The sequence below is a fragment of the Cupriavidus sp. UYPR2.512 genome (genome assembly GCF_000379565.1).
Classification (GTDB): domain Bacteria; phylum Pseudomonadota; class Gammaproteobacteria; order Burkholderiales; family Burkholderiaceae; genus Cupriavidus.
In genome coordinates, this window is the sequence record NZ_KB903160.1 from 23,234 (window position 1) to 42,699 (window position 19,466).

The 19,466-nt window shown below is 67.2% G+C and carries 20 protein-coding genes; 12 read left to right on the forward strand and 8 right to left on the reverse strand.

What is annotated here, in order from left to right; genetic code table 11:
• The first annotated feature begins 12 nt into the window (after positions 1–12).
• The 4 genes from A3A5_RS0127690 (at position 13) to metW (ending at position 3,683) form a co-directional block, all read left to right on the forward strand.
• Positions 13–951: a pyrimidine 5'-nucleotidase gene (locus tag A3A5_RS0127690; RefSeq protein WP_026201201.1), complete on the forward strand. Its 939-nt coding sequence runs from the start codon at positions 13–15 to the stop codon at positions 949–951.
• On the forward strand, positions 948–1,619 hold the full coding sequence (gene slmA / locus A3A5_RS0127695) for a nucleoid occlusion factor SlmA (RefSeq protein ID WP_018313717.1): 672 nt from the start codon (positions 948–950) through the stop codon (positions 1,617–1,619). Before A3A5_RS0127690 ends, slmA begins: the two co-directional genes overlap by 4 nt.
• Positions 1,620–1,893: 274 nt before the next feature.
• Positions 1,894–3,075: a homoserine O-acetyltransferase gene (locus A3A5_RS0127700; RefSeq protein WP_018313718.1), complete on the forward strand. Its 1,182-nt coding sequence runs from the start codon at positions 1,894–1,896 to the stop codon at positions 3,073–3,075.
• Positions 3,072–3,683 (forward strand): methionine biosynthesis protein MetW, encoded by a 612-nt coding sequence (metW, locus tag A3A5_RS0127705; RefSeq protein ID WP_018313719.1) that lies wholly within the window; start codon positions 3,072–3,074, stop codon positions 3,681–3,683. Before A3A5_RS0127700 ends, metW begins: the two co-directional genes overlap by 4 nt.
• 4 nt (positions 3,684–3,687) lie before the next feature.
• Here the strand turns inward: metW and A3A5_RS0127710 are convergent, their stop codons facing one another.
• Positions 3,688–4,602 carry a LysR family transcriptional regulator gene (locus A3A5_RS0127710; protein ID WP_026201202.1) on the reverse strand — a complete coding sequence of 305 codons (915 nt, stop codon included), beginning with the start codon at positions 4,600–4,602 and terminating at the stop codon, positions 3,688–3,690.
• A gap of 109 nt (positions 4,603–4,711) precedes the next feature.
• Here A3A5_RS0127710 and A3A5_RS0127715 point away from each other — a divergent pair, with 109 nt between their 5' ends.
• Both A3A5_RS0127715 and A3A5_RS0127720 read left to right on the forward strand, forming a co-directional pair.
• A complete protein-coding gene (locus A3A5_RS0127715) occupies positions 4,712–5,599 on the forward strand; it encodes a DMT family transporter (RefSeq protein WP_026201203.1) in 888 nt (295 codons plus the stop codon).
• A gap of 125 nt (positions 5,600–5,724) precedes the next feature.
• Positions 5,725–6,573 (forward strand): acyl-CoA thioesterase II, encoded by an 849-nt coding sequence (locus A3A5_RS0127720; protein WP_018313722.1) that lies wholly within the window; start codon positions 5,725–5,727, stop codon positions 6,571–6,573.
• A 13-nt stretch (positions 6,574–6,586) separates the two neighbouring features.
• Here the strand turns inward: A3A5_RS0127720 and A3A5_RS0127725 are convergent, their stop codons facing one another.
• Positions 6,587–7,846, reverse strand: coding sequence for a muropeptide transporter (locus A3A5_RS0127725; protein ID WP_018313723.1), 1,260 nt, complete (start codon positions 7,844–7,846; stop codon positions 6,587–6,589).
• A gap of 150 nt (positions 7,847–7,996) precedes the next feature.
• Between A3A5_RS0127725 and A3A5_RS0127730 the strand changes: the two genes are divergently transcribed.
• Positions 7,997–8,959 (forward strand): M48 family metallopeptidase, encoded by a 963-nt coding sequence (locus A3A5_RS0127730; protein WP_018313724.1) that lies wholly within the window; start codon positions 7,997–7,999, stop codon positions 8,957–8,959.
• Positions 8,960–9,029: 70 nt separating this feature from the next.
• Here the strand turns inward: A3A5_RS0127730 and argC are convergent, their stop codons facing one another.
• The gene (gene argC, locus A3A5_RS0127735) at positions 9,030–9,977 is read right to left on the reverse strand and encodes an N-acetyl-gamma-glutamyl-phosphate reductase (protein WP_018313725.1); all 948 of its coding nucleotides are present in this window, start codon (positions 9,975–9,977) and stop codon (positions 9,030–9,032) included.
• 184 nt (positions 9,978–10,161) lie between these two features.
• On the opposite strand from argC, the gene A3A5_RS0127740 reads away from it, so the two are divergent.
• Both A3A5_RS0127740 and A3A5_RS0127745 read left to right on the forward strand, forming a co-directional pair.
• The gene (locus tag A3A5_RS0127740; RefSeq protein WP_018313726.1) at positions 10,162–10,458 is read left to right on the forward strand and encodes a type II toxin-antitoxin system MqsR family toxin; all 297 of its coding nucleotides are present in this window, start codon (positions 10,162–10,164) and stop codon (positions 10,456–10,458) included.
• Between the two features lie 31 nt (positions 10,459–10,489).
• A complete protein-coding gene (locus A3A5_RS0127745; protein ID WP_026201204.1) occupies positions 10,490–10,888 on the forward strand; it encodes a type II TA system antitoxin MqsA family protein in 399 nt (132 codons plus the stop codon).
• Positions 10,889–10,901: 13 nt separating this feature from the next.
• Here the strand turns inward: A3A5_RS0127745 and A3A5_RS0127750 are convergent, their stop codons facing one another.
• Positions 10,902–11,678 carry an exodeoxyribonuclease III gene (locus A3A5_RS0127750; RefSeq protein ID WP_018313728.1) on the reverse strand — a complete coding sequence of 259 codons (777 nt, stop codon included), beginning with the start codon at positions 11,676–11,678 and terminating at the stop codon, positions 10,902–10,904.
• Between the two features lie 27 nt (positions 11,679–11,705).
• Between A3A5_RS0127750 and pyrE the strand changes: the two genes are divergently transcribed.
• Together pyrE and A3A5_RS0127760 are read left to right on the forward strand one after the other, a co-directional pair.
• Positions 11,706–12,392, forward strand: a complete 687-nt coding sequence (pyrE, locus tag A3A5_RS0127755; protein WP_018313729.1) for an orotate phosphoribosyltransferase — start codon at positions 11,706–11,708, stop codon at positions 12,390–12,392.
• Between the two features lie 101 nt (positions 12,393–12,493).
• Entirely contained in the window at positions 12,494–13,801 is a 1,308-nt protein-coding gene (locus A3A5_RS0127760; RefSeq protein ID WP_018313730.1) for a patatin-like phospholipase family protein, read from the forward strand.
• Positions 13,802–13,815: 14 nt separating this feature from the next.
• Here A3A5_RS0127760 and A3A5_RS0127765 read toward each other — a convergent pair whose 3' ends face one another.
• The 4 genes from A3A5_RS0127765 to A3A5_RS0127780 all read right to left on the reverse strand — a co-directional run bounded on the left by A3A5_RS0127765 (position 13,816) and on the right by A3A5_RS0127780 (position 17,436).
• The gene (locus A3A5_RS0127765) at positions 13,816–14,625 is read right to left on the reverse strand and encodes a polyphosphate kinase 2 family protein (protein WP_018313731.1); all 810 of its coding nucleotides are present in this window, start codon (positions 14,623–14,625) and stop codon (positions 13,816–13,818) included.
• A 106-nt stretch (positions 14,626–14,731) separates the two neighbouring features.
• The gene (gene dapF, locus A3A5_RS0127770) at positions 14,732–15,598 is read right to left on the reverse strand and encodes a diaminopimelate epimerase (protein WP_018313732.1); all 867 of its coding nucleotides are present in this window, start codon (positions 15,596–15,598) and stop codon (positions 14,732–14,734) included.
• A gap of 42 nt (positions 15,599–15,640) precedes the next feature.
• Positions 15,641–16,534: a lipid A biosynthesis lauroyl acyltransferase gene (locus A3A5_RS0127775; RefSeq protein WP_018313733.1), complete on the reverse strand. Its 894-nt coding sequence runs from the start codon at positions 16,532–16,534 to the stop codon at positions 15,641–15,643.
• Complete coding sequence (locus A3A5_RS0127780) at positions 16,531–17,436, reverse strand: lysophospholipid acyltransferase family protein (protein ID WP_026201206.1); 906 nt, start codon at positions 17,434–17,436, stop codon at positions 16,531–16,533. Before A3A5_RS0127780 ends, A3A5_RS0127775 begins: the two co-directional genes overlap by 4 nt.
• A gap of 330 nt (positions 17,437–17,766) precedes the next feature.
• Between A3A5_RS0127780 and metK the strand changes: the two genes are divergently transcribed.
• A complete protein-coding gene (metK, locus tag A3A5_RS0127785; RefSeq protein WP_026201207.1) occupies positions 17,767–18,930 on the forward strand; it encodes a methionine adenosyltransferase in 1,164 nt (387 codons plus the stop codon).
• Positions 18,931–19,466: the final 536 nt, after the last annotated feature.

The window sequence follows — 19,466 nt, forward strand, 5'->3', positions numbered from 1 at the left end:
GAGTTGCCCGGCGTGCCTTCCAGTCTTCCTTCTCCGCGCCGTGTCCGCGCTCGCCTCTGCCGCCGCCCCGCGGGCAATACCTCAGGCGACACGGTGTGGCTGTTCGATCTCGACAACACCCTGCACGACGCCTCGCACGCGATCTTCCCGGCCATCAACCGGCTGATGACTGCCTACGTGGCGCGCGTGCTCGGCTGCGACGAGGCCACCGCCAGCCGCGTGCGCGTGGACTACTGGCAGCGCTACGGCGCCACCCTGCTGGGCATGATCCGGCATCACGGCGTGGACCCGGCTGACTTCCTGCGCGCCGCGCACGAGTTCCCGGCGCTGGCCGACATGGTGCGGGTGCGGCGCGGGCTGGCCGCGCACCTGCGGCGCCTGCCGGGGCGCAAGATCCTGGTCACCAATGCGCCGCAGGACTACGCGCGGGCGGTGCTGGAGATCGCCGGCATACGGCATTGCTTCGAGCGCGTGGTGGCAATCGAGCAGATGTGGGTGCATGGCCACCTGCGGCCCAAGCCGGACCGCCGCATGCTGCGCCGGCTACTGGTGCAGGCACGCATCGCGCCGCATCGCGCGGTGCTGGTGGAAGACACCGTGTCGCACCTCAAGCGCTATGCCGGCACCGGCATCCGCACCGCGTGGGTGACGGGCTACCTGCGCACGATCGCGCCATCGCGCCCGCATGAGGTGCCCGCGGTGCGCGACGACGGCAGCCGGCGCGATGCCGCGGTACGCTCGACGCTGGAGGCGGAGGACCGGCGTCATGTCGGCCACGCCGCGCAGGAGCAGTCGGTCACGCTGGTGGCCGCGGAGACCCAGGCACCGCAGGCGCAGCCCGGGCATGTGCCGCGCGTGCGCGCCCGCGTGCCGAACCGGCCGGCCTATGTGGACATAAAAGTACAATCGATGCATCAACTCCAACGACGAATGCGGAGAATCGGGTCATGACGCAAAGCAACGGGCACGAGCCAGAGGCGGTCATTTCAGGCAGTGCGCAGGATGCGCAGGACGGTGGCCAGCCGCCGGCTGCGCCGGTGCGCAAGCGCCCGCGCCCGGGCGAGCGCCGCGTGCAGATCCTGCAGACGCTGGCCACCATGCTGGAGCACCCGCGCGGGGAGAAGATCACAACGGCCGCGCTGGCTGCGCGCCTGAGCGTGTCCGAGGCGGCGCTGTACCGCCATTTCGCCAGCAAGGCGCAGATGTACGAGGGCCTGATCGGCTTTATCGAGCAGACCGTCTTTGGCCTGATCAACCAGATCACCGACAAGGAAGAGCATGGCCTGCGCCAGGCGCACGCAATCGTGCGCATGCTGCTGTCGTTTGCCGAGAAGAACCCGGGCATGACGCGCGTGCTGACCGGCGAGGCGCTGGTGGGCGAGCACGAACGCCTGCAGGAGCGCATCAACCAGGTGGTGGACCGCATCGAGGCCTCGCTGCGCCAGTGCCTGAAGGTGGCGGTGACGCAGGCCGCGTTCCCCGCGGACGCCGATATCCCGGCACGCGCCGCGCTGATCATGGCGGCGGTGCAGGGCCAGTGGCACCGCTATGCCAAGAGCGGCTTCCGCAAGTCGCCTTCTGACCATGCCGAGGCGCATTTGCGGGTGCTGCTCGGCTGAAATCAACATGCCGGGCCGATTGCTCTATAATTGCCCGGTCGCGCCGATTTGATGACTGGCTTGCGGGCGCGCGGCAGCCAAGGGACCAGGGTCCGGGTTGCCACTATAAATGCGGCTAAAGAGGTTGGGTCGGCGCCCCATGCCACCACGGCAGTGGATGGCGCCGGCACGCGGAATCCCGCAAGGAATCCAGCGAATCCCGACTTGGCTGCGACGCTTCATACGCAAATGCCGGTCGGGTTTTTTTATGCCCGTTCGCCACGGGCCGGATTCCATGACTGATGTCGCCCTGCCGACCGCCGCGCCTGCCGCGTTCGACCTGCCGCCCGATTCGGTCGGCGTGGTTGCGCCGCAGCGCATGCACTTTGCCGAGCCGCTGAAGCTGCGCAACGGCTCGTCCATTGCCGGCTACGACCTGATGGTCGAGACCTATGGCACGCTCAACGCGGCCCGCTCCAATGCGGTGCTGGTGTGCCACGCGCTCAATGCCTCGCACCATGTGGCCGGCGTCTATGCCGAAGACCCGCGCGACGTGGGCTGGTGGGACAACATGGTCGGGCCCGGCAAGCCGCTCGATACCAATCGCTTCTTCGTCATCGGCGTCAACAATCTGGGCTCGTGCTTTGGCTCGACCGGGCCGATGAGCCTCAGCCCGGCCACTGGCGCGCCCTACGGCGCGGCGTTCCCGGTGGTGACGGTGGAAGACTGGGTCAATGCGCAGGCGCTCGTGGCCGACGCGTTCGGCATCACGCAGTTCGCCGCGGTGATGGGCGGCAGCCTGGGCGGCATGCAGGCGGTGGCCTGGAGCCTGATGTACCCGGAGCGCCTGCGCCATTGCATCGTGGTCGCGTCCACGCCCAAGCTGTCGGCGCAGAACATCGCCTTCAACGAGGTCGCGCGCAGCGCCATCCTGTCGGACCCCGACTTCCACGGCGGCAACTACTACGCGCATGGCGTCAAGCCCAAGCGCGGCTTGCGCGTGGCCCGCATGATCGGCCATATCACCTACCTGTCGGACGAGGACATGGCCGAGAAATTCGGCCGCGAGCTGAAGACCGACGACATCCGCTTTTCGTTCGATGTCGAGTTCCAGGTCGAAAGCTACCTGCGCTACCAGGGCGACAAGTTCGCCGAGTACTTCGACGCCAACACCTACCTGCTGATCACGCGCGCGCTCGACTACTTCGACCCGGCGCTGGCCTTCGGCGGCGACCTGACCCGCGCGATGGCGCAGACCCAGGCCAGCTTCCTGGTGGCCAGCTTCGGCACCGACTGGCGCTTCGCGCCCAGCCGCAGCCGCGAGCTGGTCAAGGCGCTGCTGGACAACAAGCGCCCGGTCTCGTACGCCGAGATCGACGCGCCGCACGGCCACGATGCCTTCCTGCTCGACGACCCGCGCTATCACAATCTGATGCGCGCCTACTACGACCGCATCGCCCAGGAGATCGGCGCATGAACGCCCTGGCCAATCCCAACATCCTGGCGCTGCGCCCCGACTTCCGCGCAATCGCGCGCTGGATCGAACCCCATTCCACCGTGCTCGACCTGGGCTGCGGCGACGGCAGCCTGCTGCGCGTGCTGCAGGACGAGCTCGACGTGCAGGCCTACGGCATCGAGATCCGCGACGAAGGCGTGCTGGCGTGCGCGCAGAAGGGCGTGCATGTCATCCAGCAGAACCTGGAAGGCGGCCTTGCGCTGTTCGAGGACAAGAGCTTCGACACGGTGATCCTGTCGCAGACGCTGCAGACCATCCACAACACCGCGCAGGTGCTGCGCGACACGCTGCGGGTGGGGCGCGAGTGCATCGTGTCGTTCCCGAACTTCGGCTACTGGCCGCACCGGCTGTCGGTGTTCCGCGGCCGCATGCCGGTATCGGAATCACTGCCCTACCAGTGGTACAACACGCCCAACGTGCGCGTGCTGACCATCAGCGACTTCGAGGCGCTGGCGCCCAAGGTCGGCCTGCGCGTGATCGACCGCGTGGTGATGCACGAGGGCGTGACCGTCAACTGGGGCGGCAACTGGCGCGGCAGCCTGGCGGTGTACCGGGTCTGCGCGACCTGAGGCATCAGCGCGGCGTGTCGCCGGCGGTGCTGGCCAGGTGATCGACAAAGGCGCGCACCTTGGGCGGTACATGCCGTGTGGGCGTGTAGACCGCGTAGGCCGTGCCGATGTAGGGCTCGAGGATGTCCCAGTCGGCCAGCACGGTGACGACCCGGCCCTGGTCCAGCGCATCGCCCAGTGAGAAGTCCGGCACCAGGCCGATGCCGGCATCGCGCTCCACCATGCTCATGATCGCCAGGCTGTTGTTCAGCGTCAGGCGCGGCGGGATGCGCACCTCCACCTTCTCGCCGCCGGCCTGGTGGCGCAGGGTCCAGCGCTCGCCGAAGTTGCCGTAGCCCAGGTACAGGCAGCGTGCGGCGGGCAGGTCGGCGGGCGCGGCCGGTGTGCCGTGGCGGGCCAGGTAGCCGGGCGAGGCCACCAGCCGGTAGCGCACCTCGCGCAGCGGGCGCGCGGCCAGCCCGGGCGCCAGTTCGCGCGCGATGCGTACGGCCACGTCCATCCCTTCTTCGACCAGGTCGACCATGCGGTCGGCCAGCGTCAGCTGCAGGTCCAGTCCCGGATACCTGGCCAGCAGCGCCGGCAGCCGCGGCGCCAGCCAGGCCTGCCCGAACGAGACCGGCGCGCTCACGCGCAGCACGCCATGCGGCGTGCCGCCGTGCTCGCCGGCCAGCGCAGTGACCTCGCGCGCGGCGGCGGTCATGCGGGCGCAGGCGGCGTAGACCGACTGGCCCAGTTCGGTCAGCGCAAAGGCGCGCGTGGTCCGCTGCAGCAGGCTGGCACCGAGCGTGGCTTCCAGGCGGGAGACGTGCCGGCTGACCGCCGATGGTGTCATGCCCAGGTCGAGTGCGGCAGCCGAGAAGCTGCCGCACTCGACCACGCGCGCAAACACGGCCATCGCATTAAGTGGCATATCCGGCATTGCGCGTCCTCATTCATGACTTCAGATCAAATACTAATTGAGTAATGACGGGATTGTTGAGTGGATTGCATGGTGAAACAATGCGGCCATTGTCTGACCGGAGCCTGTCATGCCCTCTCAACAACCCTTGCCAGGCGGCGCCTGGCGCATGGTCGCGGCCATGCTGCTGTCTGGCACCATCGGCTGGTTCGTTGTCACCAGCGGCCAACCGCCGCTCGATGTGGTCTTCTTCCGCTGCCTGTTCGGCGGCGCCGCGCTGCTGGGCGTGCTGACGCTACAGCGCGGCTGGGTGCGGATGAGCCGCGCGCAGCTTGGCTGGCTGGCGCTGGGCGGCGTTACGCTGGTGCTCAACTGGCTGGCCTTGTTCTCGGCGTACGCGTACAGCGGCATCGCCATTGCCACGGTGGTCTACCACACCCAGCCGTTCTTCCTGCTGCTGCTCACCTCGGTGATCCAGCGCGAGCCGTTCCCGTTCGCGCGGCTGCCATGGCTGGTGCTGGCCTTTGCCGGGGTGATGCTGATCACCGGGCTGGAGCATGGCGCCACCGGCGCGGCGATGCTGGCCGGTATCGGCCTGGCGCTGCTGGCGGCACTGCTGTATGCGGTGACGACCATGGCCACGCGGCGGCTGCAGGCGATTCCGCCGGGCCAGATCGCCGGGCTGCAGATGGTGCTGGGCGTGCTGATGCTGGCGCCGCTGGCCCATCCCGCGGCCGGCAGCTATGGCACCGGCACCTGGGCGGCGTTGCTGGCGCTGGGGCTGGTGCATACGGGTGTGATGTACACGCTGCTGTACGGCGCGTTCCAGCGGCTCAACGTGGTGTCGATCGCCACGCTGTCCTTTGTCTATCCGCTGGTGGCGATCGTCATCGACGTGATGGTGTTCGGCGTGGTGCTGGGGCCGCTCCAGATCGCCGGCATGGCGCTGGTGCTGCTGGGCGTGGTCGCTAACCAGCTGGGCTGGAGCCTGCCGCTGCGGCGGCGGGCGCAAGGCTGATGCGCGTGCCGCGGTGCCCGCGGCTGGAGCACTGCCCGTCTTGACCCGAGCGCTGACTACGGTTAGTGTAGGCAGAAGATCGAACGATCGTGCTATTTCCTGCGAGTCACCCACCCACACCAGCCATGTCCACTGCGCCCCAGACCCAGGCGGCCACCGCCGCCAGCCCGCTCCATCCCTTTGACGACGCGCTGGCGCTGGAGCCGGCCGGCGAGCACCGCTTCCTGGGCCGCACCACGCCCGAGTACTGGAACATGATCGGCCCGTTCGGCGGCATCACCGCCGCCACGCTGCTGCAGGCGGCGCTGGACCATCCGCAGCGCCTGGGGGACCCGGTCTCGCTGACGGTCAACTTTGCCGGACCGATCGCCGAGGGCCCGTTCGAGATCGAGGCGCGCCCGGTGCGCACCAACCGCTCGACCCAGCACTGGACGCTGGCGCTGCGCCAGGGCGATGCCGTGGCCACCACCGCCACCGCCATGTTTGCGGTGCGCCGCGAGACCTGGGCCTGCGGCGAGGCGCTGATGCCGGAGGTGCCAGCGGCCGGCACCCTCCCGGCCATGAGCGGGTTTGCGCCGGTGCGCTGGCTCAAGTCCTACGACATGCGTCCGGTGCGCGGCGCCAAGCCGGCCACCGAGGCCGGCACCGAGCATCCGGACAGCCTGACGCAGTTCTGGCTGCGCGACGCGCCGGCGCGCACGCCGGACTTTGCCGCGGTGGCGGCCTGGGCCGACAGCTTCTACCCGCGCATCTTCCTCAAGCGCGCGGGCTTCGTGCCGGCCGGCACGGTGTCGATGACCACCTATTTCCATGCCGATGCGGCCACGCTGGCGGCGCTGGGCGACAGCCATGTTCTGGCCAGCGCGCAGGCGCAGGTGTTCAGGCAGGGCTTCTTCGACCAGCGCGCGCAGCTATGGAGCGCCGGCGGCGAGCTGATCGCCAGCTCGCACCAGATCGTCTACTACAAGGAGTGAGGCAAGCGCGGGCTCAGGCGATTGCTTCGCGCGCCTGGGCCTCGTAGCGATGCACGGTGTGGCGCATGGCCCAGAGCAGCATCACGCCGGGCAGCGCCACCACCACGGTGCCCAGGTAGAACGGCGCCCAGCCCCAGGCCTCGACCATATAGCCTGAGGAGGGCCCCACATAGACCCGGCCCACCGACGCCAGCGCCGACAGCAGCGCGTACTGCGTGGCCGAGAACGAGCGGTTGCACAGCGTCATCAGCAGCGCGACGAAGGCCGCCGTGCCCATGCCCCCGCACAGGTTCTCGACCGCAACGACCGTCCCCATGGTCCACAGGTGCGGCGGCGTCACCGCCAGGATCCAGTAGCCCAGGTTCGACACCGCCTGCAGCACGCCGAACAGCATCAGCGAACGGTACAGGCCCAGGCGCACCATCAGCGTGCCGCCGAACAGCGCGCCGATGATGGTGGCGGCCAGCCCCAGGGTCTTGTTGACGATGCCCACCTCGCCCGCCGAGAAGCCCACGCCGCGGATCAGGAAGGTGGTCGACAGGCTGCCGGCAAAGGCGTCGCCGAGCTTGTACAGCACGATCAGCAGCAGCAGCCACCACGCGCCCTGGCGGCCAAAGAAGTCGCGCAGCGGCCCTACCACCGCCTCTTCCAGCGAGCGCGGCGCGCGCGCGGGCACGTCCGGTTCCGGGGCCCACAGCAGCGTGACGATGCCCACGCCCATCAGTGCCGCCATCAGCAGGTAGGTCTGCTGCCAGCCCAGCACGCGGTCGGCCAGCCACAACGCCAGGCCGCCCGAGACCAGCATCGCCAGCCGGTAACCCAGCACCTTCACCGCCGCGCCGGCGCCGCGCTCGACCGGGCGCAGCACGTCGGTGCTGTAGGCGTCGAAGACAATGTCCTGCGACGCCGACAGGAAGGCCACCAGGGTGGCCAGTGCCGCCAGCATCCACAGCGCCTCGCGCGGCGGGCAGAAGGCCATGCCGGCGATGCCCAGCACCAGCCCCAGCTGCGTCACCAGCAACCAGCCGCGCCGGCGCCCCAGCAGCGGCGGCGTGTAGCGGTCCATCAGCGGCGCCCACAGGAACTTGAAGATATAGGCCTGGCCCACCAGCGAGAAGAAGCCGATGGTCTTGATATCCAGCCCCTCGACCGTCATCCATGCCTGCAAGGTGCCGGAGGTCAGCGCCAGCGGCAGCCCGGAGGCGAAGCCCAGCGCCAGCATGGCGCCGATGCGGCGGTTGCGGAAGATATCGAGATAGGTCTGGAAGGTCATGAACGGGCCGGCGTGAAGCGCCGCGCGGCTGCGCGGGCGCCGTGTATTATTGCATCACCTGTTCGCCTGCCCGCCACATGCGGCACGGCATCGTTGCCGCGGATCACCGATCCGCCTGCCTGGTCTTCCACTGCGTCCGAGGAACCGCAAATGCTCCGCCGCCTGCAAGGTGTTCAGCGTCCCACCCGTGACCGGTTGGTCCGCGCGCTGGCGCTGGCCGCGGCGGCGGCGCCCATGGCCTGGTGCCTGCCCGCCCAGGCGCAGGACAGCGAGGCTGGCGGCATCCGGCTGGACCACAGCGGCTCGGCCGTGCGCAAGATCGTGCCGGTCGAGGCCATCGAGCAGCAGGCCGCGCAGGAATACGAGCAGCTCAAGCAGGAAGCCATCGCCAAGCATGCACTGGCCGCCCCCGACAACCCGCAGCTGGTGCGCCTGCGCACGATCGGCAAGCGGCTGCTGCCGCAGACCGCACGCTGGAACGAGCGCGCGCGGCAGTGGCAGTGGGAGATCAACCTGATCGGCTCCAGGCAGGTCAATGCGTTCTGCATGCCGGGCGGCAAGATCGCCTTCTATACCGGGTTGCTCGACCAGCTCAAGCTGACCGACGACGAGATCGCCATGGCGATGGGTCACGAGATCGCCCACGCGCTGCAGGAGCATGCGCGCGAGCGCGCCGCCAAGTCCGAGATCACCAACCTCGGCGCCAACGTGATCTCGCAGCTGTTCGGCTTCGGCAACCTTGGCAATATGGCGCTGGGCACCGGCGCCCACCTGCTGACGCTGCGTTTCTCGCGCGCGGATGAGTCCGAGGCGGACCTGATCGGCATGGATATCGCCGCGCGCGCCGCCTACGACCCGCGCGCAGCGGTGTCGCTGTGGCAGAAGATGGGCAAAGTGACCCAGTCCGGCACAGAGTTCCTGTCCACGCATCCGTCCGGGCGCAACCGCATTGCCGACCTGGAGAAGCATCTGCCGGAGGTGCTGCCGCTCTATGCGCGCGCGAGCAATACGACGGTGGACAAGCTGCCGCCATACCGCGCCAATATGGCGGGCCTGGGCGGCGCGCCGGTGGACAGCGGCGACGACGACCGGCAGAAGCCGCTGCAACGCTGAGCGCTCTGCTGACGCAAATGAAAAAAGCCGGCAATGCCGGCTTTTTTCGCTTTCAGGGCTTGCCGCCGCGTCAGGCGCGCAGTCCCGTGGCCTCGTCGGCGCCCACATGCACGTTCATGCATTGCACCGCCGCGCCGGCCGCGCCCTTGCCCAGGTTGTCCAGGCGGGCCACCAGGTTCAGGCGCTCGGCGTTGCCGAACACGAACAGGTCGACGCGGTTGGTGTCGTTGTTGGCCTGCACGTCGAAGAAGCCGCCGTCGAGGTTGTCGGCGCTGTTGTACGGCATCACGCGCACGAACTGCTCGCCTTCATAGTGCTTGCGGTAGATATCGACGATCTGCTCGGGGCTGACCTTGCGCGCCAGCCGGTCAGTGAACACCGGCACCGTCACCGCCAGGCCCTTCAGGAAGTTGCCGACGATCGGGTTGAAGACCGGCGCCTGCGCCAGTCCGGCCTGCACGCGCATCTCGGGCAGGTGCTTGTGTTCCAGGCCCAGCGCGTACGGACGCGGGCTGTCCAGCTTCGGGTTACCGCCGGCTTCGAACTCGGCAATCATCGACTTGCCGCCGCCGCTGTAGCCGGTCAGCGAGAACGCCGAAACCGGGTAGTCGGCCGGCAGCAGACCGGCGTCCACCAGCGGGCGCACCGCCAGCACGAAGGCGCTGGCGTGGCAGCCCGGCACCGCAATGCGCTTGCTGGCGCGGATCTTCTCGCGCTGGCCGTGCACCAGCTCGGGCAGGCCGTAGGCCCAGCTGTCGGTGGTGCGGAATGCCGTGCTGGCGTCGATCACGCAGGTGTTCGGGTTGGTCACCAGCGATACCGCCTCGCGCGAGGCCACATCGGGCAGGCACAGGAAGGCGACGTCGGCGGCGTTCAGGAAGCGTGCTCGTTCGGCCGGGTCCTTGCGCTTGTCATCGGCAATGCGCAGCAGTTCCACGTCGGAACGGCCGGAAAGATAGTCAAGCAGCCGGAGACCGGTGGTGCCTTCCTGACCATCGACGAACACTTTGAAAACCATGGCTGACTCACTCAATGAGGTGCGGGAAACGCGGCGTGAAATGCGAAACGTCCCCTGCCGCATGCGGTAGGGAACCTGCATTGTAGCGGGGATGGGGGCTGGTCGCAGGGGTTTGTACCGATGGGATTATTGCGATCTGGCACAGTTCCGGGCTTGCAGGTGATAACCAAGTAGGTTAATTTGCATGGAGAAGGGGACCGCGCATTACAAGCTTGCCAAAGTGCACGAGCTGCTGGACGCGGGCCGCATGAGGATGACGCGTTCGGCATATGCCGGCGCGACCCAGATGGGCCTTGAGCGGCGAGTTGTTCGCGACATCCTGTTGCAGCTCAGCCCAAAGGACTTCTACAAGAGCATGACCACGTACCAGGACCACAGGGTGTGGCAAGACGTCTACAGACCTGTCACGCCGTACGGTTCCGTGTACGTGAAGCTGACGGTGACCGAAGGGGTGCTGGTGGTGTCCTTCAAGATCAGATAGCGCCTAGGCGAACAGTGAAAGGAGCAGTCAGATGAAATGCCCGGAATGCGGTGGCGCTGAACTGGTAGATGAACTGCGAGACGTGCCTTATACGTATCGCGGTGAAACCACTGTGATTCGCGATGTCAGGGGGGAATGGTGCCCCAAGTGCGGTGAAGGCGTTATGCCCCTGAATGATGATTCCTTGGGCGATGCGATGTTCGCCTTCAACAAGCAGGTCAACGCCAGCTTTCTCGATCCGGCCTTCATCTCCGGCGTTCGCAAGAAACTCCGTCTCGACCAGAGGGAGGCTGCCGAAATCTTCGGCGGGGGTGTCAATGCCTTTTCGCGCTACGAAACCGGTCGGACGATGCCGCCACTGGCGCTGATCAAGCTGCTCAGGCTGCTGGATCGCCACCCGGAGCTGCTCGAGGAGGTCCGGGCGGCATGACGGCAACGCGCCATCAGAGCGGAAAATCGTAGTCGATCGACAGCGGCGCGTGGTCGCTGAACTTCTCGTCCTTGTAGATCGAGCACAGGTGCGCGGTCTCGGCGATCTTCGGGGTGGCCAGGTGGTAGTCGATGCGCCAGCCGACATTCTTCGCATAGGCCTGGCCGCGGTTGCTCCACCAAGTGTACTGGTCGGGGCGCGGATCGAGCTTGCGGAACACGTCGACGTAGCCATGGAGGTCGAACAGCTCGCCGATCCAGGCCCGCTCTTCCGGCAAAAAGCCTGAGTTCTTCAGGTTGCCCTTCCAGTTCTTGATATCGATTTCCTTGTGCGCAATGTTGACGTCACCGCACAGCACGATCTCGCGCCCGCTTGCCTTCAGTTGCAGCAGGTGCGGCAGGAATGCCTCCATGAAGCGGAACTTGGCCTGCTGGCGCTCCTCGCCGCTGGATCCGGACGGCACGTACACCGAAATCACCGCCAGGTGTGGATACTGCACTTCCACATAGCGGCCTTCGTTGTCGAACTCGGGAATGCCGAAGCCGGTGATCACGCGCTCGGGCTGATGGCGCGTGTAGAGGCCCACGCCGCTGTAACCCTTCTTCTCGGCATAGTGGAAATAGCCGTGGTAGCCATGTGGCGCAAGGAACGCTTCCGTCATGTCGGCGGCCTGCGCCTTCAGTTCCTGCACACAGACCATGTCTGCGTCCTGCTTGCCCATCCAGTCGAAAAAGCCCTTCTTCGACGCAGAGCGGATGCCGTTGAGGTTGGCGCTGATAATCCGTAACATTCGGGGAAATTTTGAATTCAGAGAGAAATGATGACGCAGCAGAAACCGCCCGCGGGTGCCGATCTCAGCCAGACCTTTATCCGCTTTGCGCTCGATGCGGGCGTGCTGTCGTTTGGTGAGTTCGTCACCAAGGCCGGCCGCAAGTCGCCTTACTTCTTCAACGCCGGCCTGTTCAACCAGGGCGCGATGCTGGGCGAGGTGGCGCAATTCTATGCCAAAACCCTGCTGGCCTCGGGCGTGCAGTTCGACGTGCTGTTCGGGCCGGCCTACAAGGGCATCACGCTGGCGTCGGCCACCGCGGTGGCGCTGGCGGGCATGGGACGTGACGTCGGCTTCGCCTACAACCGCAAGGAAGCCAAGGATCATGGCGAAGGCGGCACGCTGGTCGGGGCCAGGCTGCAGGGCAGGGTGGTCATTGTCGACGACGTGATCTCCGCCGGCACCTCGGTGCGCGAATCGGTGAACATGATCCGCGCCGCCGGCGCCGAGCCGGCGGCGGTGCTGATCGCACTGGACCGCATGGAAAAGAGCGGCACCGCCGAGCAGGTCGGCACGCATTCCGCCGTGCAGGACGTGCAGCGCGAATTCGGTATCCCGGTGATCGCGATCGCCAGCCTGAAGGACCTGCTGGCGTACCTGGACGCGTCGCAGGATCCGGCGCTGGGGGCTTCGCGTGAGGCCGTGGCGGCCTATCGTCAGCGCTACGGCGTCTGAAGCCGTTGATGACCATGGGCGCTGCCAACCAGCGCCCTCATTCCGCACGTTCGGCGGACAGCGGACGGACGGCTGACTTTCAGGCTGGGAGGGAGCGCGGCGTGGCGGCAAAAGAGCGGCAGGAACGGGCAGGGCGGCAGGCGGCAACGCCATCCGCAACGGCGGAATCAGCCGGCAATGGCGACTCGCTGGCCGAGCGCGGCGCGCAGGCGCAGCCGCGCAAGCCGGTGCGCCGGGCTGCCAAGGCCCCGGACCGGCCCGCGCACGAGGCCTATGCCGTGCGCGCGCTGGTGCTGCAGGGCGGCGGCGCGCTCGGTGCCTACCAGGCCGGCGTGTACCAGGGCCTGGCCGACGGCGGCATCTACCCGAACTGGGTCGCCGGCATTTCCATCGGCGCGCTCAACGCGGCCATCATCGCCGGCAATCCGCCGCAGCGCCGGGTGGAGCAACTGCGGGCGTTCTGGGAGTACATCTGCGCGCAGCCGTGGTTGCCCAGCCTGTCCGACACCTGGTTCTCCGACCACGCCGAAGGGTGGCCCGAGCCGATGCGGATCTGGTTCGACGGCCTGCATGCGGCGCGCGCCATGATGGAAGGGCAGCGCGGCTTCTTTCAGCCGCGCAGCTGGCCGGCGCTGATGTCGCGCTACTCGGATCCGGCCCATGCCAGCTTCTACGACACCACGCCGCTGAAGGCGACGCTGGAGCGCTTTGCCGACTTCGACCTGATCAACCACCGCCCCGACCTGATGCGCGTCTCGGTGGGGGCGGTCAACGTGCGCACCGGCAATTTCGCGTATTTCGACAATACCCGCGACAAGCTCTGCCCCGAGCATTTCATGGCCTCGGGCGCGTTGCCGCCGGGGTTTCCGGCGGTGGAGATCGATGGCGAATACTACTGGGACGGCGGGCTGGTCTCGAACACGCCGCTGGCCGAGGTGCTCACCGCGCAGCCACGGCGCGACGCGCTGATCTTCCAGGTCGACCTGTGGAGCGCGCGCGGCAAGCTGCCGCACGACCTGGCCGACGTGGCCGAGCGCCAGAAGGACATCCAGTATTCCAGCCGCACGCGGGCCATCACCGACTACATGCGCGTGCAGCAGAACCTGCGGCGCATGCTCAACGAGGTGATGGCGCTGGTGCCGCCGTCAAAGCGCGACAACGCCTGGTACCGCCGCGCGGCGGAGCAGGCCTGCGACGCGCGCCGCAACGTCATCCAGCTGATCTACCGCGACAAGTCGTTCGAGAACCTGGCCAAGGATTACCAGTTCGGCGCGCTCACCATGCATGAGCACTGGACCAGCGGGCTGGACGATATCCGCCAGACCCTGCGCCACCCGCAATGGCTGGCGATGCCCAGCCGCGAGCACCCCTTCGTCACGCACGACGTGCACCGCGGCAACGGTGGCTGAGGCGGCCGGGCGGCTCAGTCGACCTTGATCCTGGCCAGTTCCGGCCGGGCCGGCGGGTAGGCCGGCTTCAGGTCCTCGAAGACCTTGGTCAGGATCTCCGCCACCATCAGGTTGCGGTGTGTCTTGGAGTCGGCCGGCACCACGTACCACGGGCATTCGGGCGTGCTGGTCGCCATGATGGCAGCCTCGTAGGCGTCCATGTAGGCCTTCCAGTGCTTGCGCTCGGCGAGGTCGTTGGTATCGAACTTCCAGTGTTTCTCCGGGTCCGCCAGGCGCGCTTCGAGCCGTGCCTTCTGCTCGTCGCGGGATATATGGAGGAAGCACTTGACGATGGTGGTGCCGGTCTCGGTCAGCATCGACTCGAAGGCCTGGATCTGGCGGAAGCGCCGCTCGCACTCGGCGGCGTCGATCCAGTCGTGCACGCGCGTGATCAGCACGTCTTCATAGTGGCTGCGGTTGAAGACCACGATCTCGCCCGTCTTCGGTACCTGCACGTGGATGCGCCACAGGTAGTCGCGCGCCAGTTCCTCCGGCGACGGGGCCTTGAAGCCCACCACGCGGATGCCCAGCGGATCGAAGCTGCGGAACACGCCGCGCACGGTGCCGTCCTTGCCGCTGGTATCCATGCCCTGCAGCACGACCAGCAGCTTGCGCCGGTGCTCGGCGTAGAAGATGTCCTGGTGCGCGTCGAGGGCGTTGCTCAGCTCGATGATGCGGGCAAGGTCTTCGTCTTTGTTGCCGCACGACAGCGGCTTGCTGCCCGGGTCGAAGTCGGCGAGGCGAAAACGCTTGCCCGAGGTGATGCGGAAATCGTCCAGCGGCATGGGCGCTCCATCGGTCTGACCAGCAAAGTCAAGGGAATGGGCGCCCCCGCCCGGGTTCCGCGGCAGCAATGCGGGGCGTGTGGAAAGGGGCGCACAGCCCCTATGGTCAGGCCGGCAGGGCTGACAGGTCAATGCTGCCTTCAAACACGGTGGTGGCCGGGCCGGTCATGCGCACCGGTTCCGCACCGCCGTCCCAGGCAATGGTCAGTTCTCCGCCGTGGGTATGCACCCGCACCGGCGAGTCCAGCAGGCCGCGCCGGATGCCGGCCACCACGGCCGCGCAGGCGCCGGTGCCGCAGGCCAGGGTTTCGCCGGCACCGCGTTCGTAGACACGCAGGCGGATGGCGTGGCGGTCCTGCACCTGCATGAAGCCGGCATTGACGCGGTTGGGGAAGGCGGCATGGTGCTCCACCACCGGGCCGTCCTGCAGCACCGGGAAGTTCTCAACGTCGTCCACCACCTGCACCGCGTGCGGATTGCCCATCGATACCGCCGAGATCCATCCGGTGCGGCCGTTGACCTCCAGGCCGTACAGCGTATCCGCGCCTTGCGCGCGGGTGGGCAGCCCTTCGGCACGGAACGGCACGCGCGCCGGTTTCAGCTCGGGCGCACCCATGTCCACCGTGACCTGGCCGTCGTCCTGCAGCGTCAGGGTAATGACGCCGTTCATCACCTCCACGCGCACCGAGCGCTTGTCGGTCATGCCCTTGTCGGTGACAAAGCGCACAAAGCAGCGCGCGCCGTTGCCGCAGTGCTCTACCTCGCTGCCATCGGCATTGACGATGCGGTAGCGGAAGTCGACATCGGGGCGGGACGGCTTTTCAACGATCAGGATCTGGTCTGCGCCCACGCCGAAATGCCGGCTGGCCAGCGCACGCCATTGCGCCGGGGTCAGGTCGATCTGCTGGTGGATGCCGTCGAGCACGACAAAGTCGTTGCCCGCGCCGTGCATCTTGGTGAACTGGAGTTTCATGGTGGGGATTGTAGCTGCGCGGCGCCGGACGTGCCGGCGCGCTCAGTAGATCTCGGGCTCGCCCGGCAGGCGGTGCTTGAAGCGCTTGTGCACCCAGTAGTACTCCGGCACGCGCGGGCGGATGCAGTCCTCGAAGAAGGCATTCATGCGGCGCGTGTCGTCGGTGACGCTTGCGCCGGGGTAGTCTTCCCAGGGTGGCAGGATGCGCAGCACATAGCCCTGGTAGTCAGGCAGCATCTCGGTGTAGATCGGTACCACCTTGGCCCCGGTCAGGCGTGCCAGCCGCGACACCGAGGTCAGTGTCAGCGCCTGCACGCCGAAGAAAGGCACGAACTCCGAGTCGCGCTCGCCGAAATCCATGTCGGCGATCAGCTGCAGCGCCTCGCCTTTTTTCAGGCAGCGCAGGATATCGCGCGCGCTGTCGTTGCGCGAGATCATGTTGGCGCCGAAGCGCCCGCGCGCGCGCTTCAGGAAGTGGTCGAACAGCTCGTTCTTCTGCCTGGTATAGAGCGATGCGCCGGAGCGGCCGAGATGCTCGCGCAGGTGGATGGTGAGCCGGATCGCGCCGGCTTCCACGCCCGACAGGTGCAGCGTCACCAGGATATGCGGGGTGCCATCCAGCGCCACCAGGTCGGCCTGGTCGTCGATCCGCACCCAGCGGCGCATCTGCGCTTCGCCGCCGGTCCAGAAGATGCCGCGCTCGGCAAAGCTGCGGAACAGGATGCGGAAGCTCTGCCGCGACAGCTCGTCGATCCCGGCCTCGGTCTGGTCCGGAAAGCACAGGCGCAGGTTGGCTTGCACCACGCGGCGCCGCTCGCTCGGCACCAGGTAGAGCAGGCTTCCCAGCGCCTCGCCGAAGCGCGCGACGAACGGATATGGCAGCTTGCCCAGCACCCTCAGCAAGCCGATGCCAAGCCACGTGAACACACGGCTCATGAAATCGATTGATCAGTGGCCGGCTCGGTGTCGTTGCCCGGGGTGCCCGGCGTGTCCGGGGTGCCAGCTCCGGCGGGTTGCTTGTAGCGGTTGTAAGCCCACAGGTACTGCGTGGGGCACAGGCTTACCAGTTCCTCGATGGTCTGGTTGATGACCGCGGCAGCGGCGGCAGGATCATCCGGCAGCATGCCGCCGTCGTTGATCACGCGCAGGTGGCCGCGATAGCCGGCGCCGCGCGGCAGGCGCTCGGCAAAGACCGCCACCACCGGCGCACTGGTCAGCTGCTGCAGCCGGTGCACCAGCGCCATCGTATAGGCGGGCTTGCCGAAGAACGGCGCCCAGTTGCCCTCGCCGCCGCTGGGCACCTGGTCGGGCAGGATGCCCACCGCCTGGCCGCGCTTGAGCGCCTTGACCAGCATGCGCACCCCGCGCGGCGTGGCCGGCGCCATGTGCATGTCGGGGCGGGTGCGCATTTTTTCGATCCAGTCGCGCAGCCAGGGCTGGTGCGGCGGCTTGAACAGCGCCGTGACCGGGCGCTGCAGTGCGTGGGACTGCGGCAGCACTTCAAAGCAACCCAGGTGCGGGGTCAGGATGATGATGCCCTTGCCGCGCGCCTGCAGCTTGCCCAGCTCGGGCCACAGGTAGTCGTCAAAGCCATGCAGCTTCGCGCCGATCTTGCTGCGGCTCCAGAAGTAGGGCATCTCGACGATCATGCGTCCGGCCGAACGGGCCGCTTCGTCGATCATCGCATCGGTGGCGTCGGGAAACGCCTGGCGGAAGTTCTCCCGCAGGCGCTGGCCGTAGCGGCCGGGCAGGCGCGCGCTCAGCAGTCCGAGCGCGCCGCCCGCGGCTTGCAGCAGCCGCAGGGGAAAACGGGAGATCAGCCAGAATAAAAAGGTCATCAGGCGCGAAAAGCAGGTCTGCTGCGGGTCCGTGCCGGGGAACAGACGGGCAAGCAGCGTTTTTTCCATGGCGGTATTCAGTTCCGCGCGCAGCGTGCCGTCATCGGGGATTCATATGCACGGTGTCCCGGCCGGTTGGCAGGGTGCCGTGCCGTACCGTTGGCGCGCTGCAACGAGCCCGGCAGGCGCGTATAATAGCGTGTATCGCCGAGTTAACTGACAACTTGCGGGGCGATGCGGCTCTAACCGGGCTGCCTGAAATACCGCTAAAGCGTCGCCGCCATGAACCGCACGGGCTGGCACGCAATAGCCAACCTGGAGAATAAGTTCGTGGCAAACGACTTCCTTTTTACTTCGGAATCCGTCTCCGAAGGCCATCCCGACAAGGTCGCCGACCAGATTTCCGACGCAGTCCTGGACGCCATCCTGGCTCAGGACAAGTACGCGCGTGTGGCGGCCGAGACGCTTTGCAACACCGGTCTGGTGGTGCTGGCTGGGGAAATCACCACGACCGCCAACGTCGACTATATCCAGATCGCGCGCGACACGATCAAGCGCATCGGCTATGACAATACCGAGTACGGGATCGACTACAAGGGCTGCGCGGTGCTGGTCGCCTATGACAAGCAGTCGCCTGACATCGCCCAGGGCGTGGACCGCGCTTCCGACGACTACCTGAACCAGGGTGCCGGCGACCAGGGCCTGATGTTCGGCTACGCCTGCGACGAGACCCCGGAACTGATGCCGTTCCCGATCTACTACGCCCACCGCCTGGTCGAGCGCCAGTCGCTGCTGCGCCGCGACGGCCGCCTGCCCTGGCTGCGCCCGGACGCCAAGTCGCAGGTCACGGTGCGTTACGTCGACGGCAAGCCGCATAGCGTGGACACCGTGGTGCTGTCGACCCAGCATTCGCCCGACATCACCCAGGCCCAGATCCGCGAAGCCGTGATCGAGGAAATCATCAAGCCGGTGCTGCCGGCCGAGATGCTCAAGGAAACCAAGTACCTGGTGAACCCCACCGGGCGCTTCGTGATCGGCGGCCCGCAGGGCGACTGCGGCCTGACCGGGCGCAAGATCATCGTCGATACCTACGGCGGCGCCTCGCCCCACGGTGGCGGCGCGTTCTCGGGCAAGGACCCGTCCAAGGTCGACCGCTCGGCCGCCTATGCCGCGCGCTACGTGGCCAAGAACGTGGTGGCCTCGGGCCTGGCGCGCCAGTGCCAGCTGCAGGTCAGCTACGCCATCGGCGTGGCCCGCCCGATCAACGTGACGGTCTACACCGAAGGCACCGGCAAGATCCCCGACGCCAAGATCGCCGAACTGGTGCAGGAGCATTTCGACCTGCGCCCGAAGGGTATCGTGCAGATGCTGGACCTGCTACGCCCGATCTACGAGAAGACCGCCGCCTATGGCCACTTCGGCCGTGAAGAGCCGGAATTCTCGTGGGAAGCCACCGACAAGGCGGCTGCCCTGCGCGCTGCGGCTGGCCTGTAAGCGTCTGCCAGGCGTCGGTAGTTCCGACGGCATGCCCCGCCGGCTCGCAAGGGTCTGTGGGGTTTTTTTTTATGATTGGTGGGGGTCTTGGCAGGTGTGGTTGCTTATGGGCTTGTCGCCATGAGGGCGGGTGTCGTGCTTGACGGGCGTGGGCTGTTTCGCCCGCGTAGCCGGCGAGTCACTTTCTGTCCGAGCGACAGAAAGTAACCAAAGAACGCGTCGCCTGTGCGGCTGGCAATAAAGTCATCGGCGTTGGTGGTTCGGGCGGTGGTGATTTCCGCTGATGTGATCGGTGGTTCGAGCCAGCTACGCTCCCTGTCTGGTGCCTGCGTCGACGGACTATTGGACGAACCCGACTTTAGGGGATTGGCAGCCTGCTAAGACAGCCATCGGTGGGACGCCTTCGGCTGCGCTGCGCGCACGCAGCATCTCAGGTCGGAGGGCCCGGGCACGGAGTGCATCGCTGCGCTCGCACCGCGTGGTCGCGGATGATGCCGAACCCAACGCGATTGGAAGTGGTCGGTCGCTCTGCTTAG

What these genes read in the sequence shown, in the direction of transcription:
- slmA (WP_018313717.1), top strand. Translation starts at nt 948, where the DNA reads ATGACGCAAAGCAACGGGCACGAGCCAGAGGCGGTCATTTCAGGCAGT.
- A3A5_RS0127700 (WP_018313718.1), top strand. Translation starts at nt 1,894, where the DNA reads ATGACTGATGTCGCCCTGCCGACCGCCGCGCCTGCCGCGTTCGACCTG.
- metW (WP_018313719.1), top strand. Translation starts at nt 3,072, where the DNA reads ATGAACGCCCTGGCCAATCCCAACATCCTGGCGCTGCGCCCCGACTTC.
- A3A5_RS0127710 (WP_026201202.1), bottom strand. Translation starts at nt 4,602, where the DNA reads ATGCCGGATATGCCACTTAATGCGATGGCCGTGTTTGCGCGCGTGGTC.
- A3A5_RS0127715 (WP_026201203.1), top strand. Translation starts at nt 4,712, where the DNA reads ATGCCCTCTCAACAACCCTTGCCAGGCGGCGCCTGGCGCATGGTCGCG.
- A3A5_RS0127720 (WP_018313722.1), top strand. Translation starts at nt 5,725, where the DNA reads ATGTCCACTGCGCCCCAGACCCAGGCGGCCACCGCCGCCAGCCCGCTC.
- A3A5_RS0127725 (WP_018313723.1), bottom strand. Translation starts at nt 7,846, where the DNA reads ATGACCTTCCAGACCTATCTCGATATCTTCCGCAACCGCCGCATCGGC.
- A3A5_RS0127730 (WP_018313724.1), top strand. Translation starts at nt 7,997, where the DNA reads ATGCTCCGCCGCCTGCAAGGTGTTCAGCGTCCCACCCGTGACCGGTTG.
- argC (WP_018313725.1), bottom strand. Translation starts at nt 9,977, where the DNA reads ATGGTTTTCAAAGTGTTCGTCGATGGTCAGGAAGGCACCACCGGTCTC.
- A3A5_RS0127740 (WP_018313726.1), top strand. Translation starts at nt 10,162, where the DNA reads ATGGAGAAGGGGACCGCGCATTACAAGCTTGCCAAAGTGCACGAGCTG.
- A3A5_RS0127745 (WP_026201204.1), top strand. Translation starts at nt 10,490, where the DNA reads ATGAAATGCCCGGAATGCGGTGGCGCTGAACTGGTAGATGAACTGCGA.
- A3A5_RS0127750 (WP_018313728.1), bottom strand. Translation starts at nt 11,678, where the DNA reads ATGTTACGGATTATCAGCGCCAACCTCAACGGCATCCGCTCTGCGTCG.
- pyrE (WP_018313729.1), top strand. Translation starts at nt 11,706, where the DNA reads ATGATGACGCAGCAGAAACCGCCCGCGGGTGCCGATCTCAGCCAGACC.
- A3A5_RS0127765 (WP_018313731.1), bottom strand. Translation starts at nt 14,625, where the DNA reads ATGCCGCTGGACGATTTCCGCATCACCTCGGGCAAGCGTTTTCGCCTC.
- dapF (WP_018313732.1), bottom strand. Translation starts at nt 15,598, where the DNA reads ATGAAACTCCAGTTCACCAAGATGCACGGCGCGGGCAACGACTTTGTC.
- A3A5_RS0127775 (WP_018313733.1), bottom strand. Translation starts at nt 16,534, where the DNA reads ATGAGCCGTGTGTTCACGTGGCTTGGCATCGGCTTGCTGAGGGTGCTG.
- A3A5_RS0127780 (WP_026201206.1), bottom strand. Translation starts at nt 17,436, where the DNA reads ATGACCTTTTTATTCTGGCTGATCTCCCGTTTTCCCCTGCGGCTGCTG.